Here is a 14,968-nt window from a genome sequence, read left to right as displayed (position 1 = left end):
GGGGGCGCACAGCCACGTGGGGGGCGTGCGGTGGTGGAACGTGAAGCACCCCGGCGCGTACGCGGCGGCGCTGGCGGACGGGAGGTCGCCGGGCGCCGGGCGGGAGGTGCTGACGGCGGAGGACCGGCGGGTGGAGCGGATCCTGCTCGAACTGCGTCTCGTGGACGGCTGCCCGCTCTCCCTGCTCACGGCCGAGGGCCTGGCCGCGGCGCGGCGTGCGGTGGCGGACGGGCTGCTCACGGAGCCGGCGTTCGCGGCGGGCCGGGCGGCGCTGACGCGGCGCGGCCGGCTGCTGGCCGACGCGGTCACCCGCGACCTGACGGCCTGACCGGGGATTCCCTCCAACCCGCCCCCGCTCCGCGCGCACGAGGGCGGTGCGCGCGGCCGCGAGTAGGGCGCCGGGGAGCGGCCGCCGGCCTGCCTGTCACGGGCTGGACAGGGCGTCTGCCTCCAGGGCGAGGAAGAGGTCGAGGCGGCCGTCGAGGGTGGCGGTGTCGCGGCCGGTCAGCTCGCTGATGCGGTCCAGCCGCTTGTAGAGCGAGTTGACGTGCAGGTGAAGCGTCTTCGCGGCGCCCGAAGGGCTGGCCTGGTGCGCGAGGAAAACGCGTAGGGTCGCCTCAAGTTGCCCGCCGTGCGCGGCGTCGTGGTCGCGGATCGGGGTCAGGACGGCGGCGACGAGCTGCCGCAGCACCTGAGGGTCCGCCCGGCTCAGCAGCACGTGGTAGGTGGGCAGGTCACCCAGGCGGGCCACGGCGAGGCCGCCGCCGGTCCTGACCAGCACCTGGCAGGCCCGGCGCGCCTCCAACAGCGCGGTACGCAACCGGTCGGGGCCAGCGGCCGGGCCACCCACACCGATGACGGCCCGAGCGTCGGTGAACCGCCGGCCGAGGGCGGCGGCCTGGCGGCGGCACCACGGTGCGAGCGCCTCGGACGGCTCTCGCCAGGCGGCCACGATCACCACGTCGGCACTACCGGTGGCCACCATGGCGGCCACCCCGTGGTCGGCGAGCAGGCCGCGCAGGGCGGTGGCCAGGTCGGCCGTGGCGACGCCACCGGGAGCGGTGGCGGCGGCCAGCACGGCGAGCGGCTGGGCGGGGTCGATGCCGAACGTCCCCAGCCGGCGGGCCACGTCGACGCGCGACCCCACGCCCGAGGTGATCATGTCGACCAGCTCGCCGGCGAACCGCTCCTCGCTGGCGCGCACCGCCTGACGCCGGGCGATCTCCATGCTGAGGAAGTGCGCGGCCTGGCTGAGGGCCTGCTGCTGTTCCTCGGTCAACGCGATGGCGGCCCGCAGGCACAACAGCGCGGCGTCGGGGCGGCCGAACGTGCCGATGGGCAGCAGGGTGGCGGTGACGCCGGGGACGAGGGTGAGCTCCAGCGGCGGCGGGGTGCGGGCGAGCGCGGTGGCGGCGGTGACGCGCGCTTCGGGCGCGAGCCGGGCCCCGCGCTGGGCCAGCACACTTCCGGTGCGGTCGACGACGGCGAGCGGCAGCTCGTGCTCGCGCCGCAGGATGCGGAGCACGCCGTCGGCTCCGGCTCCCGAGGAGAGGGCGTCGGTGAACGCGGTGCCGCGGCGAAGTGAGGCGGCCAGGGGGCTCTGTCGCTCGGCGGCGAGAATGTCGGCCGCCGCGTGGGTGACGGCGGTGAACGGCACCTCGGTCGGGAGCTGGAGTAGGGGCAGCTCCGCCTCCCGGCAGGCCTCGACCAGCTCCGGCGGAGTCGCGGGGGTGGCGTCGCGCAGCCCGAAGACGACGCCGGCCGCCCCGGCGGCCCGGCAGCGGCCGACGAACGCCCGCGCGGTCGTCCCGGCCTGCCACAGCCCGTTGGTCAGCACGAGTTCGGCGCGGCCGATGTAGCCGGAGGGATCGGGCAGCTCGGTGTTGTGGAGCCAGGAGATGGCGGCGTCGAGGGCGCCGGGCGGTCCCGGCACGAGGACCGAGAGCCCCAGGCGCGGGAGCGCGACGAGGCCACTGATGGTGAGCACGGTGGACATTCCACCACTGCGGAACGACGCCTGGGCACGCATCCGCACGCCGGCATGCCCGCCAAGCCTCACGGTGCCGACGCGAGTCCCGACGGATCGTCCTCCCGCGACGAGGCGGCGACCGCCCTGGCGCTGCGCCTCGCGGGTGGAGAACCGCACACCACCGCCGCGCCTTCCGTGGATGTTCGCCCCTCGCCTCCGATGCCGTCGTGCTGCTGGGGTTGCCCCATGACCTCGAAGTCCGACATCGGCCACCGGCTCGTGGCCGCGCGCGGCGCGGAGACGTTCGTGCTCACCGCCGGCCAGCGCATCCGGATCAGCGACGTGGCGGGCGGCCAGGTCGGCGACCTGTTCGCCCTGTCCACCGACGACCCCGGCGAGCACCTGAGCGCCTCGCACACCCGGACGGCGACCCGGCGCCTGTTCCCGACCGTGGGCGACCACTTCGTCACCAACCGGCGCCGCCCCATCCTGACGCTGGTCGAGGACGCCTCGCCCGGGCGGCACGACATGCTCGTGGCCGCGTGCGACCCGGCCAGGTACCGCGCGCTGGGCGCCCCCGGGCACGCCTCCTGTGCGGAGAACTTCGTCTCCGCCCTCGCCCGGCACGGGATCCGCCGCGACGTCGCGGCGGTGCCGCAGCCGGTGAACGTCTTCATGGACGTGCGGCCGACGCCCAACGGCGAGTTGCTGTGGCGGGCCGCGGCCACCGAGCCGGGGGACTCCGTCACGTTCGAGGCGGCGGCCGACTGCCTGGTCGTGCTCTCGGCCTGTCCACAGGACCTGGCGCCCGTCAACGCCGCCGCCCCGAGCCCGCTGGCAGTGACGATCCACGACTGATCCGTTCCCCACCGCACACCCCTCGATCCGCCGACACTCCCAAGGAACGCCATGACCGACCACCCGGCCCTGAGCCACCTCGACCTGCCCGACGTGGCCCTGCGCAACCGGCTTGCCGTGGCCCCCATGACCCGCGTCTCCGCCACCCCCAAGGGCACACCGACCTCGGAGATGGCCGACTACTACGCCGCCTTCGCCCGGGGCGGCTTCGGTCTGGTCATAACCGAAGGCGTCTACACCGACACTCGCTTCAGCCAGGGCTACCTGAACCAGCCCGGCATCGTGGAGCCCCCGCACGTTGACGGCTGGCGGCGCGTCGCCGACGCCGTGCGCGCCGCGGGGGCCCGGCCCGTGATGCAGCTCATGCATGCCGGCGCCCTCTCCCAGGGCAACCGGTACACCGCCCGTACCGCCGGCCCGTCCGCGGTCCGGCCCCGGGGCCGGATGATGGAGGCGTACGGCGGCTCAGGGCCCTGGCCGGTGCCGCACGTCATGACCGTGGACGACCTCGACACCGTGGTCGGCGGGTTCGTCGACTCGGCCCGTGCCGCCCGCGAGGCGGGCTTCTCCGGCGTCGAGGTGCACGCGGCCAACGGCTATCTCCTGGACCAGTTCCTGACCGGATACACCAACACCCGCGCCGACGAGTACGGCGGCGGCGCCACCGGCCGGATCCGGCTGACCGTCCGGGTGATCCGCGCGATCCGGCAGGAGATCGCGGATCCGGCGTTCTGGGTCGGCGTGCGGCTGTCCCAGGGCAAGGTCAACGACCACGACCACCGGTGGGCTGGCGCCCGAGAGGCCACCACGATCTTCGCCGCGGTCGCCGACGCCGGCGTCTCCTACGTCCATGTCGCCGGCGAGGGCCGGGGCTGGGGCGAGGCCGCCACCCTGGAGACCGGCGAGACGCTCACCTCCCTGGCCCGCCGCGTCGCCGGCGTGCCCGTCATCGCCAACGGCGGCCTCGGCGATCCCGAGCTCGCCGCCCGCGTGCTGCGGGACGGCCACGCCGACCTGCTCTCCCTCGGCCGCCCGGCGCTGGCCAACCCGGACTATCCGGCGAGGCTGGCCCGAGGCGAGGCCCCCGTGCCCTTCGCCCCGGCCATGCTCCAGCCCACCGTCACACTCGCCACCGCCGCCGGCTGGCGGTCCGACCACCCCCGGGAGGAAGCGCACATAACCGCCACCGGGGCCCGGCCACGCGCGTAGCGCGCCGCAGAAGGGCGGGTGGATGGGGGGCACCCGCCCCTTTGGGGCGTTCGCCCCGCCAGGGGCTAGGCGTACATGGAGTCGATCAACCCCGCGAACTCGCCCTCGACCACCGGCCGCTTCAGCTTCAGGCTCGGCGTCAGGTCGCCGTGCTCGACGTCCAGTTCCCTCGGCAGCAACCGGAACTTCTTGACCGTCTGCCACCCCTGGAGGCCGGAGTTCAGCTCCTGCACGTAGCCGTCCACCAGGGCGATCGTCCGCTCGTCGGCCACGACCTCCGCGTAGCCGCCTGGCACGCCGTTCTCCTTGGCCCAGCCCATGATCGCCGCCTCGTCGAGGGCGATCAGCGCCGAGCAGAACTTCCGGCCCGGGCCCACCACCAGCATGGTGGAGACGTAGGGGCAGACCGCCTTGAACCGGCCCTCGATCTCCGTGGGCGCCACGTACTTGCCGAGCGACGTCTTGAACAGGTCCTTCTTGCGGTCGGTGATCCGCAGGTAGCCGTCGTCCGATAGCTCGCCTATGTCGCCGGTGTGGAACCAGCCGTCGGCGTCGAGGACCTCGGCCGTCTGCTCGGGGAGGCCGTGGTAGCCCTGCATGATGCCGGGGCCGCGCAGCAGGACCTCCTTGTCCTCTCCGATCCGGACCTCGAGGCCGGGGAAGGCCTTGCCGACCGTGCCGGTGCGGTTGGCGAGACCCGGGTTGAGGAAGCTGGCGGCGGCCGACTCGGTGAGGCCGTAGCCCTCGAGGATGGGGAGCCCGGCTCCCTCGAAGAAGTAGCCGATGTCGGGCGGGAGCGCCGCCGAGCCGGAGACCAGGGCCCGGATCCGGCCGCCGAAGAGGTCCCGCAGCTTCGTGTAGACCAGCCGGTCGGCCAGCGCGTGCCTGGCGCGGAGGCCGGCGGGGACGGAGGCGCGGCCGGTGCGGCGCTGGTTCTCCTGGGAGACGCGGCCGTACTCCTTGGCCACGGCGGCCGCCCACGTGAAGATGCGGAAGCGGAGCCCGCCGCCGGCCTTGGCCCGCATGGCCGCGCCGTTGTGGACGCGCTCGTAGATCCGGGGGACGCCGCACACGATGGTGGGCCGCACCACCGGCAGGTTCTCGACGATCTTGTCGACCCGGCCGTCGACGACCATCACGTGACCGATCCTGACGTGCGCGGCGAGCAGCACCTTCCCGAAGACATGGGACAGCGGCAGCCACAGGTACTGCACGTCCTCGGGGTGCAGCATGTCGATGGCCTCGATGGTGTACCCCATGTAGGACCAGGTGTCCTGGGCGAGCCGCACGCCCTTGGGGCGGCCCGTGGTGCCCGAGGTGTAGATCAGCGTGGCCAGGTGGTCGCGGCGCTGGCCGGCGATGGCGTCCTTGACGCAGTTGGGGTGCTTCTCCAGGTGCGCCGCGCCGCGCTCGGCGAGATCGGCGAGGGAGAGCACCCAGCCGTCCGGGTCGCCCTCAGCCGGCACCGCGTCCGCGGCCTCGATGACCACCACGTGGGCGAGCTCGGGCAGCAGGGACCTGCGCTCCCTGGCCTTGGCCAGCTGCGCAGCGTCCTCGGCGATCAGGACCCGGCTGCCCGAGTCGGCGAGGATGTAGGCCGTCTCGTCGGCGTTGGTCTGCGGGTAGACGGTGGTGGTCGCGGCGCCGGCGCACATGATGCCGAAGTCGGCGAGGATCCAGTCGACCCGGGTTCCGGAGGCTATGGCGACCCGCTCCTCCGGGCGCACCCCGAGGGACATGAGGCCGGCGGCGATGGCGTGCACCCGGCGGCCGGCCTCGGCCCACGTGTAGGAGTGCCAGTCGTCGGGACCGCCGGCGGTGGGCACCGGATAGCGGAGCGCCTCCCGGTCCGGTGTGGCCTCGACGCGCTCCTGGAAGATGTGGGCCACGGACGGCGGGCGGGTGTCGATCGGGAGCTCTTTCTCGGTCACAGACTTCCTCCGGGTGCCACGCTGCAACGGGGTGACCCACCAGTAACTACGGGGTGGCGATCAGACTAAGGGCCCGCACGCCCGGGCGTAAGGGGACTATTTCTTGTTCTTTCCCTCGGCGCCCTCGGAATCGGAGGAAAGGGCGGCGATGAACGCTTCCTGCGGCACCTCGACGCGGCCCACCATCTTCATCCGCTTCTTGCCTTCCTTCTGCTTCTCCAGCAGCTTCCGCTTCCGCGAGATATCGCCGCCGTAGCACTTGGAGAGCACGTCCTTGCGGATGGCGCGCACCGTCTCACGGGCGATGACGCGGGAGCCGATGGCGGCCTGGATCGGCACCTCGAACTGCTGCCGCGGAATGAGCTCGCGCAGCTTGGCCGCCATCTTCACGCCGTACGCGTACGCCTTGTCCTTGTGCACGATCGCGGAGAACGCGTCGACCTTGTCGCCGTGCAGCAGGATGTCGACCTTGACGAGGGCGGCGGCCTCCTCGCCGATGGGCTCGTAGTCGAGGGAGGCGTAGCCGCGGGTCTTGGACTTCAGGGCGTCGAAGAAGTCGAAGACGATCTCGGCGAGCGGCAGCGTGTAGCGCAGCTCGACGCGGTCCTCGGAGAGGTAGTCCATGCCCTGCATCGAGCCGCGCCTGGTCTGGCAGAGCTCCATGATGGCGCCGATGAACTCGCTCGGCGCGATCAGCGTGGCGCGCACCACCGGCTCGCGGACCTCGGCGATCTTGCCGGTGGGGAACTCGCTCGGGTTGGTGACGGTGTGCTCGGCGCGGTCCTCCATGGTCACCTGGTAGACGACGTTGGGCGCCGTGGCGATCAGGTCGAGGCCGAACTCGCGCTCCAGGCGCTCCCTGATCACCTCCAGGTGCAGTAGGCCGAGGAAGCCGACGCGGAAGCCGAAGCCGAGGGCGGCCGAGGTCTCGGGCTCGTAGACCAGCGCCGCGTCATTGAGCTGGAGCTTCTCCAGGGCGTCGCGCAGGGCCGGGTACTCGGAGCCGTCGATCGGGTAGAGCCCGGAGAACACCATGGGCTTGGGGTCCTTGTAGCCGCCGAGCGGCTCGGTGGCGCCGTTGCGCTGCTGGGTGACGGTGTCGCCGACCTTGGACTGGCGCACGTCCTTCACGCCGGTGATCAGGTAGCCGACCTCGCCGACCGCGAGGCCGTCGGCCGGGGTCATCTCGGGCGAGTTGACGCCGATCTCCAGCAGCTCGTGGGTGGCGCCGGTGGACATCATCTGGATCCGCTCGCGCCTGCCGAGCTGGCCGTCGACGACCTTCACATAGGTGACGACGCCGCGGTAGGCGTCGTACACGGAGTCGAAGATCATCGCGCGGGCGGGGGCGTCGGCGACGCCGACGGGCGCCGGGACCTGGCGGACCACCTCGTCGAGCAGCGCCTCGACGCCCTCGCCGGTCTTGGCGGAGACGCGCAGCACGTCGCCCGGGTCGCAGCCGATGAGGTGCGCGAGCTCGGCGGCGAACTTCTCCGGCTGGGCGGCCGGCAGGTCGATCTTGTTGAGCACCGGGACGATGGTGAGGTCGTTCTCCATGGCCAGGTAGAGGTTGGCCAGGGTCTGCGCCTCGATGCCCTGGGCGGCGTCGACCAGCAGGACGCAGCCCTCGCAGGCGGCGAGGGAGCGGGAGACCTCGTAGGTGAAGTCGACGTGGCCCGGGGTGTCGATCATGTTGAGCACGTGGGCCGTGCCGTCCAGCTCCCAGGGCATGCGGACCGCCTGGGACTTGATGGTGATGCCGCGCTCGCGCTCGATGTCCATGCGGTCCAGGTACTGGGCGCGCATCTGCCGCTGCTCGACCACCCCGGTCAGCTGGAGCATCCGGTCGGCGAGCGTCGACTTGCCGTGGTCGATATGCGCGATGATGCAGAAGTTGCGGATGAGAGCCGGGTCGGTGCGGCTGGGCTCCGGCGCGTTCGAAGAGATCGCGGGCACGCGGGGTCCTGTCGGGTCATGGCGGCGGTTCGTTGGGTCGTCCCCATGGTCCCACGCTGGAGCGGCTGCTACGGATTGGGAGGCCGCCAGTGGCCGCTGGTACCCTGGGCCGGTGGTGCGCGGGGTCCCCGGGCCCGATCGGCACCAGCACCGACATCAGCATCGAACCTGCAAAGGCTCACATTCGTGGCGAACATCAAGTCCCAGATCAAGCGGATCAAGACCAACGAGAAGGCCCGGCTGCGCAACCAGGCCGTCAAGTCCGAGGTGAAGACCGCCATCCGCAAGGCCCGCGAGGCCGTGGCCGCGGGTGACTACGAGCAGGCCGAGGCCGCCCGCCGGGTCGCCGCGCGCAAGCTCGACAAGGCCGTCAGCAAGGGTGTGCTGCACCGCAACAACGCGGCCAACAAGAAGTCCGCGCTGGCCTCCCAGGTCAACGCGCTCCAGGGCTGATCCTCCGGCTCACCGCCACCGGTCACGTCGAGCGGCCCCTCTCTCCGCTCCGGCCGGCGGGCGCGCACCAGGCACCGCGCTGATCCCAGACGTTCGCCACGCGGGTGCGGTGCCTCTTCGAGCACATCACCAGGGCCCCGAGTCCGTCCCTTCCCCGGGCGGGCCGGGGCCCTGGCGCTTGCCGCTATCGGGAGCGGGCGGCGCCGGCGATGGTGACCACGGCCTTCTCCAGCGCGTACTCGGGGTCGTAGCCGCCGCCCTTGACCGCCGCGTCCGCTTCGGCGACGGCGCGCAGCGCCACGGCGACGCCCTCCGCCGACCAGCCGCGCATCTGCTGCCGGACCCGGTCGATCTTCCACGGCGGCATGCCGAGCTCGCGCGCCAGGTCGCCCTGGCGCATCCCGCTCGGCGCGGACGCCAGCCTGCCGATCGACCGGACGCCCTGGGCCAGGGCGCTGGTCACGAGCACCGGCGCCACGCCGGTGGCCAACGCCCAGCGCAGCGCCTCCAGGGCCTCGGCGGTGCGGCCCTCGACAGCGCGGTCGGCGACGGTGAAGCTGGATGCCTCGGCGCGGCCCGTGTAGTAGCGGCCGACGACCTCCTCGTCGACGGCGCCCTCGATGTCGGCGGCCAGCTGGGCGCAGGCGGAGGCCAGCTCGCGCAGGTCGCTGCCGATGGCGTCCACCAGGGCCTGGCAGGCGCCCGGCGTGGCGCTGCGCCCCGCGGCGCGGAACTCGCCGCGCACGAACGCCAGCCGGTCGGCCGGCTTGGTCATCTTGGCGCAGGCGACCTCGCGCGCCCCGGCCTTGCGGGCGGCGTCCAACAGGCCCTTGCCCTTGGCGCCGCCGGCGTGCAGCAGGACGAGGGTGATCTCCTCGGCCGGGGCGCCGAGGTAGGCCCTGACGTCCTTGACCGTGTCGGCCCCGAGGTCCTGGGCCTGGCGGACCACGACCACCTTGCGCTCGGCGAACAGCGAGGGGCTGGTGAGCTCGGCCAGGGTGCCGGGCTGGAGCTCGCCGGGCGCCAGGTCGCGCACGTCGGTGTCCGGGTCGGCGGCGCGCGCGGCGGCCACCACCTCCTGGACGGCGCGGTCCAGCAGCAGCTCCTCCTGCCCCACCGCGAGGGTGACCGGGGCGAGGGGGTCGTCGGCCTTGGTGGATCTGGCTGCCATGCGCCCCAGCATCCCACGCGGGTCCGACAGTGGTTCGCGGGCCGGGCACAATGGCCCGATGCGACATGTGCTGGTGCTGCCGGGCCGGGACGCCGCCGAGGAGGTGGCCGCCGAGCTGGCCGAACGCCTGGGGCTGCCCGAGGAGCCCCGCCCGGTCCGCGAGGCCCTGGCGGGCGAGGACGACGCGGAGGACGCCCAGTGGCTGGTGGTCCTCGAGGACCCCGTCCCCGACTGGGACGTACCGGCGCTCGCGGCGCTCGCCGAGGCGCACGACGGCTGGCTGGAGCGCGGCTGAGGGGAGCCGCCCGCCGGCCGGGTCAGGATCAGGTGTGCGAGCGGCTCCAGGTGTGGGTGAGGTAGGGGATGTCGTTGGTGTGGCTGAACAGCGGGTCGTTCGTGTAGACGGCGTTGCTCGCGGGGGACACGCGCAGGCTGTTGTTGACGTACGGGGGGCTGAGCAGCTCCGGGGTGTCGTTGGTCCACTCCCGGGTGTTCGTCTGGTTGGCGCAGCTGCTCTGCCAGACGGCGTTGCGGCCACCGCCCGACTCGAAGTCGGTCATCAGGCAGTCGCCGGAGTGCCGGTTCCGCAGCATGCGGTAGCTCTCGCCCCCGTAGACCTCCCTGGTGCCGTACCAGTACCACTGTTGGGACGGGCCACCGGTGCAGGGGGCCGTCCAGACGGCCGTGGTGCTCGCCGAGCCCGTGAGGCAGTGGCCGTTGTACCTGCTCTTGAACGTCCAGTAGGTGGTCGCGGCCGAGGCCTGCGACATGCTGCCGGTAGCGGCGAGAAGCAGGGTGGCGAGCGCCGCGACGACGGTGGCGCGGCCGCCACGGGAAAGGATCTTCATGCGCCCGGACTTTCGCGTTCGTAACGGGAGTTGAGATGACTCGACGATGAATGAACGGTGGCGTCCGCGTAACGATCACGTACTGATCCTGTCGAACCGGCATCGGCGCGGGGACAGCCGGCCGCAGCGATCGCCCGGCCCCTCATGACAGGCCTCGGCGGGCGGTGGCGCGCGGGCCCTCGGGGGTGTCGGAGACGGCCACCGCGCCGTGCAGGTCGGTGCGCAGCACGGTGGCGCCGGCGGCCGCCAGGGCGGTGAGCGTGCTGGGGGCCGGGTGGCCGTAGGAGTTGTCGGCGCCGGCGGAGATGAGCGCGAGGCCGGGGCTCAACCGGTCGAGGAGCGGCGGGTGTTGGTGGGCCGAGCCGTGGTGGGCGACCTTGAGGACGTCGACCTCCGTCAGCCCCGGGTGCGCGGCCAGGAGCGCCTGCTGGGCCGGGGGTTCGAGGTCGCCCGGCAGGAAGACGGTCAGGTCCCCGGCGCGCACCAGCAGGGTGACGCTGGCGTCGTTGGCCTCCAGACCGGCCGCGTCCCGCGGCGGCCACAACACCTGCCAGCCGAGGTCGGGTCCCGCCGTGCCGGCCTGTCCCGGCACCACGGGCTCGACCCGGACGCCCGCCTCGGCCGCGGCCCTGGTGACGAACTCGGCCTGCTCCGGCTCCTTCCGCACGATCGTCGTCCAGACGGCGTCGACCCGACGGCCGGCCAACACCCCGGGCAGCCCCGCCACATGGTCGGCATGGAAGTGGCTGAGGATCAGCAGCGGAACGTGGGTGACCCCGAGGTCCCGCAGGCAGCGGTCGACGGCGGCCGGCTCGGGGCCGGCGTCGACGACCAGCGCGCTGGGCCCGCCGGCCGCCAGCACCAGCGCGTCGCCCTGGCCCACGTCGCAGGCCACCAGGCGCCAGCCGGGCGGGGGCCAACCGGTGAGGACGCGGGGCAGCGGCGCCGGGCGGACCACGGCGACGAGTAGCAGCAGGGCGCAGAGCACGGCGGGCCAGGGACCGCGCGGCAGCCGGCGGGCGAGGACGAGCGCGGCCAGCGTGACGGCGGCGAGCAGGGCGGCACCCCACCAGCCGGCCGGCCAGCCGAGCTCGGCGCCTGGCAGCCGGGCGCCGGCCCTGGCGACCCAGGCGATCCACCGGGCGGGCCAACTCGCCAGCCAGGCGAGCGCGGTGGCCGCCGACGCGGAGAGCGGGGCGCAGGCAAGGGCGGCCCAGCCGAGCACGGTGACCGGGGCGACGGCGATGCCGGCCAGTAGGTTGCAGGGGATGGCGACCAGGCTGGTGCTCGCGGCGAAGACCGTGATTACCGGCGCACACACCACATGGGCGGCAGCCGAGGCGGCGAGCCCCTCGGCGAGCGGGGCCGGCACCCGGCGGGCCCGCAGCGCCGCGCTCCAGCGCGGGGCGACGGTGAGCAGGGCGCCGGTGGCGAGCACCGAGAGCAGGAAGCCGAACGACCTGGCCAGGGTGGGCTCGTGGAGGATGAGCAGCAGCACGGCGGCGGCGAGCGCGGGCAGCAGCGAGCGTGATCGGCCGGTGGCCAGGGCGAGCAGCGCGATGCCGGCGCAGACGGCGGCGCGCAGCACGCTCGGATCCGGGCGGCAGACGAGCACGAAGCCGAGGACGAGGCCGCCGCCGAGCACGGCGGTGAGGCGCAGCGGGATGCCGAGCCGGGCGGCGAGCCCGCCGCGCTCGGCCAGGGACGCGGTGCCGAGCCGGCCGACCAGCACGCCGAGGACGATCGCCACCTGGCTGCCGGAGACCACGATCAGGTGGGTGAGGCCGGTGGCGGCCACCGCCTCCTCGAGATCGGGCGCCAGCGCCGCGTCGTCACCGATCACCAGGGCGGGGAGCAGGGCGGCGGCGTCGCCCGGCAGCCCGGCGGCCGCCGCGCGCAGTCCGTCCCTGAGCCCGGCGGCGGCGCGCTGCGCCGCGCTCGGCCCGCCGACGACGGCCGGCTCCCCGGCGTCGGAGACGCGCAGCACGGCGGCGAGCTCGGCGGCGCGCCCGGGCATCGGGCGGTCGGCGTGCCCGGTCAGGCGCAGCCGGGTGGAGGGCAGCAACTCCAGCCAGTCGGCGGCCCGTTCGGCTCGGACGACGAGCAGGACCGGGGCGCGGACGGCGTGTTCAGCGCCGCCCTCGGGAACGACTCGGGTGGCCTCGGCGGCGAGCAGCACGGGCCGCTCCTCGCCGGCCTCCCCACCCGGCGTCGCGGCGGGCCGGCGGGGATCGTCGGTGAGCTCGGCCTCGACGGTGACAGGACGACCGGCGAGTGCGGGCCAGGGGTCAGCGCGGAGGGTGGCGACGTGCAGCCCGGCCACGGTGCCGCCGGCGGCGGCGCAGAGCAGTGCCAGGGCGACGGCGGCGGTCAGCGATCCGCGCCGGGGCCGCGGGCTCCGCCCGCTCCACAGCAGGGCGCCGGCCAGTAGGCAGCAGCCGACCACGCCGATGGCGGTGGCGCGACCCTCGGCGCCGAGTGCCAGCGCGGCGGCCACCCAGGCGGCGCAGGACGGGCCGACCAGCCGCAGGTCGGTGCCGACCCGCCGGGGATGGGAGGCGCCGAGCCGGTGCCCGGTGCCGGCGTGCACCGGATGCCGGCGCGTGGCGGCCTCAGAGCGAGACACGGTCCCTCAGATCGGCCAGCCGCCGGTCACCGATCCCGGAGACCTCGCCCAGCTGCTCGATGGTGCTGAAGCCGCCGTTGCTCTCCCGGTACGTGATGAGGCGCTCCGCCAGCACAGGCCCGATGCCCGGCAGCTCCTGCAACTGCTCGACGGTGGCGGTGTTGAGGCTGACCCTGCCGCCGGGGGACGCCGCCGACGGGTCGGCGCCGGGCGCGGGTGGCGGGGCGCCGACCACCACCTGCTCGCCGTCCACCAGCGGCCTGGCCCGGTTGAGCCCGTGGGTGTCGGCGCCCGGCTCACTGCCGCCGGCCGCCTCGATGGCGTCGGCCACCCGGGAGCCGGCGGGCAGCGAGTAGATCCCGGGCTCGGCCACGTCCCCGGCGACGTCGACCACCAGGGGCGCGGCGCTCGGCGACGGCTCCGCTGACACCTCCGGCACGGCGGAGGGCTCCGAGGTGGCCACGGTGACGGACTGCGGGCGGCCGGTCCAGAAGTGGTGGACCGCGAAGCCCGCCGCGACCAGCAGCAGCACGCCGAGCGCCGCCAGGGTCCGCGGTTCGAGCCCGCAGCGACCCCGCAGCCACAGCGGCCACCGCTCCCCCACGGCGAGCCGCGCCCGCCGCCAGGCCGGCAGCCGCTCGCCAGGCGGCGGATCGTCATCGGGCGGTGGATCGTCGTCCGGTGGCGGACCGCCGGGGCGGGCGCGCGGCAGCACCCGCCAGCCGTGCGCCGGTACCGTCAGGGGCCCCGTCGCCCAGGTCAGCTCGGGTGAGAACAGCGCCTCCGCCCGGGCGCGCAGCGCGGCCTGCCGCCGGGCCCGCTTGCGCCCCGGGCCGCTGCGCCCCCCGTCGCCCGGCCCCCGGCCGGCCGCCGGTCCTCCGGTCCGCGCCGTTCGTCTCGTTTTCGTCTCCATGTGCCGGACGGTAGAACGGATTTCGGAGGCGTCGGGGACGGGGGCGTATATCTGTGGATGACCAGGGTGTTGTGGATAACTCGGTCGCTCGTGTGGGTGACGGTGGCTACCGCGGGGCGACCACCGCGCCGAGCAGCCCGGGCCCGGTGTGCGCGCCCAACACCGCGCCCACCTCGCTGACATGCATCTCGACCAGCCCCGGGAGCCGCTGCCGCAGCCGGTCCGCGAGCGCCGAGGCCCGGTCGCCCGCCGCCAGGTGGTGCACGGCCACGTCCACGGGTCCGGCGCCGGCGTGCTCGACCGCCAGCTCCTCGAGCCGCGCGATGGCGCGCGAGGCGGTACGCACCTTCTCCGTCAACTCGATGTGCCCGTCTGCCAGTTCGAGCAGCGGCTTGACCGCGAGCGCGGAACCGAGCAGCGCCTGCGCGGTGCCGATCCGGCCGCCGCGGCGCAGGTGCTCGAGGGTGTCGACGTAGAAGTAGGCGCGGATGGCCTCGGCGCGCTTGCGCGCGCACGCCACGGCCTCGTCGAGCGAGGCGCCGGTGGCCGCCGCCTCGGCGGCGGTCACCACGCAGAAGCCGAGCGCCATGGCGACCACGCCGCTGTCCACCACCCGCACCGGGATCGGGGACTCGCGGGCCGCCAGCACAGCGGCGTCGTGGGTGCCGGAGATCTCGGCGGACAGGTGCAGCGAGACCACGCCCTCAGCGCCGGCCTCGGCCGCCGCCCGGTAGGCGGCGGCGAAGGTCTCCGGGCTCGGCCGGGAGGTCGTCACGGGACGCCGCTGCTGCAGTGCCTCGGCGAGCCGCCGCGCCGCGGTCTCCGTGCCGTCCTCCAGGGCCTCGTCGGCGAGCACGACGGTCAGGGGCACGACGGTGATGCCGTGTCGGGTGACAGCCGTGGGCGGCAGATAGGCGGTGGAATCCGTGACGATGGCGACAGAGCGGGGCATAGACGCGAGCGTACCGGCCTCGGCGGGCCGTCACGGAACCACGGCACGGCGGGGGCGGTTGGCCGGTTTCCCCCCACCCACC

Annotated in this window: 12 protein-coding genes and 1 pseudogene; 5 read left to right on the top strand and 8 right to left on the bottom strand. The window is 74.3% G+C overall.

The features are described from left to right. Positions 1 to 328 (top strand): annotated as a pseudogene (locus E1265_RS21565) (coproporphyrinogen III oxidase); the annotation flags it as partial. Positions 329 to 424: 96 nt separating this feature from the next. Here the strand turns inward: E1265_RS21565 and E1265_RS21560 are convergent. Then, positions 425 to 1,987, bottom strand: a complete 1,563-nt coding sequence (locus E1265_RS21560; protein ID WP_132932396.1) for a PucR family transcriptional regulator — start codon at positions 1,985 to 1,987, stop codon at positions 425 to 427. Positions 1,988 to 2,215: 228 nt separating this feature from the next. Between E1265_RS21560 and E1265_RS21555 the strand changes: the two genes are divergently transcribed. Both E1265_RS21555 and E1265_RS21550 read left to right on the top strand, forming a co-directional pair. After that, positions 2,216 to 2,827 carry an urea carboxylase-associated family protein gene (locus E1265_RS21555; RefSeq protein WP_132932394.1) on the top strand — a complete coding sequence of 204 codons (612 nt, stop codon included), beginning with the start codon at positions 2,216 to 2,218 and terminating at the stop codon, positions 2,825 to 2,827. 51 nt (positions 2,828 to 2,878) lie between these two features. Further along, complete coding sequence (locus E1265_RS21550) at positions 2,879 to 4,036, top strand: NADH:flavin oxidoreductase (protein ID WP_132932393.1); 1,158 nt, start codon at positions 2,879 to 2,881, stop codon at positions 4,034 to 4,036. Between the two features lie 65 nt (positions 4,037 to 4,101). Here the strand turns inward: E1265_RS21550 and E1265_RS21545 are convergent, their stop codons facing one another. Continuing rightward, positions 4,102 to 5,967, bottom strand: coding sequence for an AMP-dependent synthetase/ligase (locus tag E1265_RS21545; RefSeq protein WP_132932391.1), 1,866 nt, complete (start codon positions 5,965 to 5,967; stop codon positions 4,102 to 4,104). A 96-nt stretch (positions 5,968 to 6,063) separates the two neighbouring features. Further along, positions 6,064 to 7,923, bottom strand: a complete 1,860-nt coding sequence (gene lepA / locus E1265_RS21540) for a translation elongation factor 4 (RefSeq protein WP_132932389.1) — start codon at positions 7,921 to 7,923, stop codon at positions 6,064 to 6,066. Between the two features lie 186 nt (positions 7,924 to 8,109). Here lepA and rpsT point away from each other — a divergent pair, with 186 nt between their 5' ends. Beyond that, positions 8,110 to 8,376 (top strand): 30S ribosomal protein S20, encoded by a 267-nt coding sequence (rpsT, locus tag E1265_RS21535; protein WP_132932388.1) that lies wholly within the window; start codon positions 8,110 to 8,112, stop codon positions 8,374 to 8,376. 184 nt (positions 8,377 to 8,560) lie between these two features. Here rpsT and holA read toward each other — a convergent pair whose 3' ends face one another. Beyond that, positions 8,561 to 9,547, bottom strand: a complete 987-nt coding sequence (gene holA, locus E1265_RS21530; RefSeq protein ID WP_165953830.1) for a DNA polymerase III subunit delta — start codon at positions 9,545 to 9,547, stop codon at positions 8,561 to 8,563. Positions 9,548 to 9,605: 58 nt separating this feature from the next. Between holA and E1265_RS21525 the strand changes: the two genes are divergently transcribed. Beyond that, positions 9,606 to 9,842 carry a hypothetical protein gene (locus E1265_RS21525; protein ID WP_132932384.1) on the top strand — a complete coding sequence of 79 codons (237 nt, stop codon included), beginning with the start codon at positions 9,606 to 9,608 and terminating at the stop codon, positions 9,840 to 9,842. A 28-nt stretch (positions 9,843 to 9,870) separates the two neighbouring features. Here E1265_RS21525 and E1265_RS21520 read toward each other — a convergent pair whose 3' ends face one another. The 4 genes from E1265_RS21520 to E1265_RS21505 form a co-directional block, all read right to left on the bottom strand. Beyond that, the gene (locus E1265_RS21520; RefSeq protein ID WP_132932382.1) at positions 9,871 to 10,395 is read right to left on the bottom strand and encodes an RICIN domain-containing protein; all 525 of its coding nucleotides are present in this window, start codon (positions 10,393 to 10,395) and stop codon (positions 9,871 to 9,873) included. Positions 10,396 to 10,537: 142 nt separating this feature from the next. After that, the gene (locus tag E1265_RS21515) at positions 10,538 to 13,021 is read right to left on the bottom strand and encodes a ComEC/Rec2 family competence protein (RefSeq protein WP_243740993.1); all 2,484 of its coding nucleotides are present in this window, start codon (positions 13,019 to 13,021) and stop codon (positions 10,538 to 10,540) included. Beyond that, complete coding sequence (locus tag E1265_RS21510; protein ID WP_132932380.1) at positions 13,008 to 13,934, bottom strand: ComEA family DNA-binding protein; 927 nt, start codon at positions 13,932 to 13,934, stop codon at positions 13,008 to 13,010. Before E1265_RS21510 ends, E1265_RS21515 begins: the two co-directional genes overlap by 14 nt. A 106-nt stretch (positions 13,935 to 14,040) precedes the next feature. Further along, positions 14,041 to 14,886 (bottom strand): DegV family protein, encoded by an 846-nt coding sequence (locus E1265_RS21505; RefSeq protein WP_132932378.1) that lies wholly within the window; start codon positions 14,884 to 14,886, stop codon positions 14,041 to 14,043. Between the last annotated feature and the right edge of the window lie 82 nt (positions 14,887 to 14,968).

The sequence above is a fragment of the Streptomyces sp. 8K308 genome (assembly GCF_004348315.1).
Lineage (GTDB): Bacteria > Actinomycetota > Actinomycetes > Streptomycetales > Streptomycetaceae > Streptomyces.
This window is presented reverse-complemented; position numbering and strand designations above follow the sequence as displayed.

What these genes read in the sequence shown, in the direction of transcription:
- E1265_RS21510 (WP_132932380.1), bottom strand. Translation starts at nt 13,934, where the DNA reads ATGGAGACGAAAACGAGACGAACGGCGCGGACCGGAGGACCGGCGGCC.
- E1265_RS21525 (WP_132932384.1), top strand. Translation starts at nt 9,606, where the DNA reads ATGCGACATGTGCTGGTGCTGCCGGGCCGGGACGCCGCCGAGGAGGTG.
- E1265_RS21555 (WP_132932394.1), top strand. Translation starts at nt 2,216, where the DNA reads ATGACCTCGAAGTCCGACATCGGCCACCGGCTCGTGGCCGCGCGCGGC.
- E1265_RS21520 (WP_132932382.1), bottom strand. Translation starts at nt 10,395, where the DNA reads ATGAAGATCCTTTCCCGTGGCGGCCGCGCCACCGTCGTCGCGGCGCTC.
- E1265_RS21550 (WP_132932393.1), top strand. Translation starts at nt 2,879, where the DNA reads ATGACCGACCACCCGGCCCTGAGCCACCTCGACCTGCCCGACGTGGCC.
- E1265_RS21505 (WP_132932378.1), bottom strand. Translation starts at nt 14,886, where the DNA reads ATGCCCCGCTCTGTCGCCATCGTCACGGATTCCACCGCCTATCTGCCG.
- holA (WP_165953830.1), bottom strand. Translation starts at nt 9,547, where the DNA reads ATGGCAGCCAGATCCACCAAGGCCGACGACCCCCTCGCCCCGGTCACC.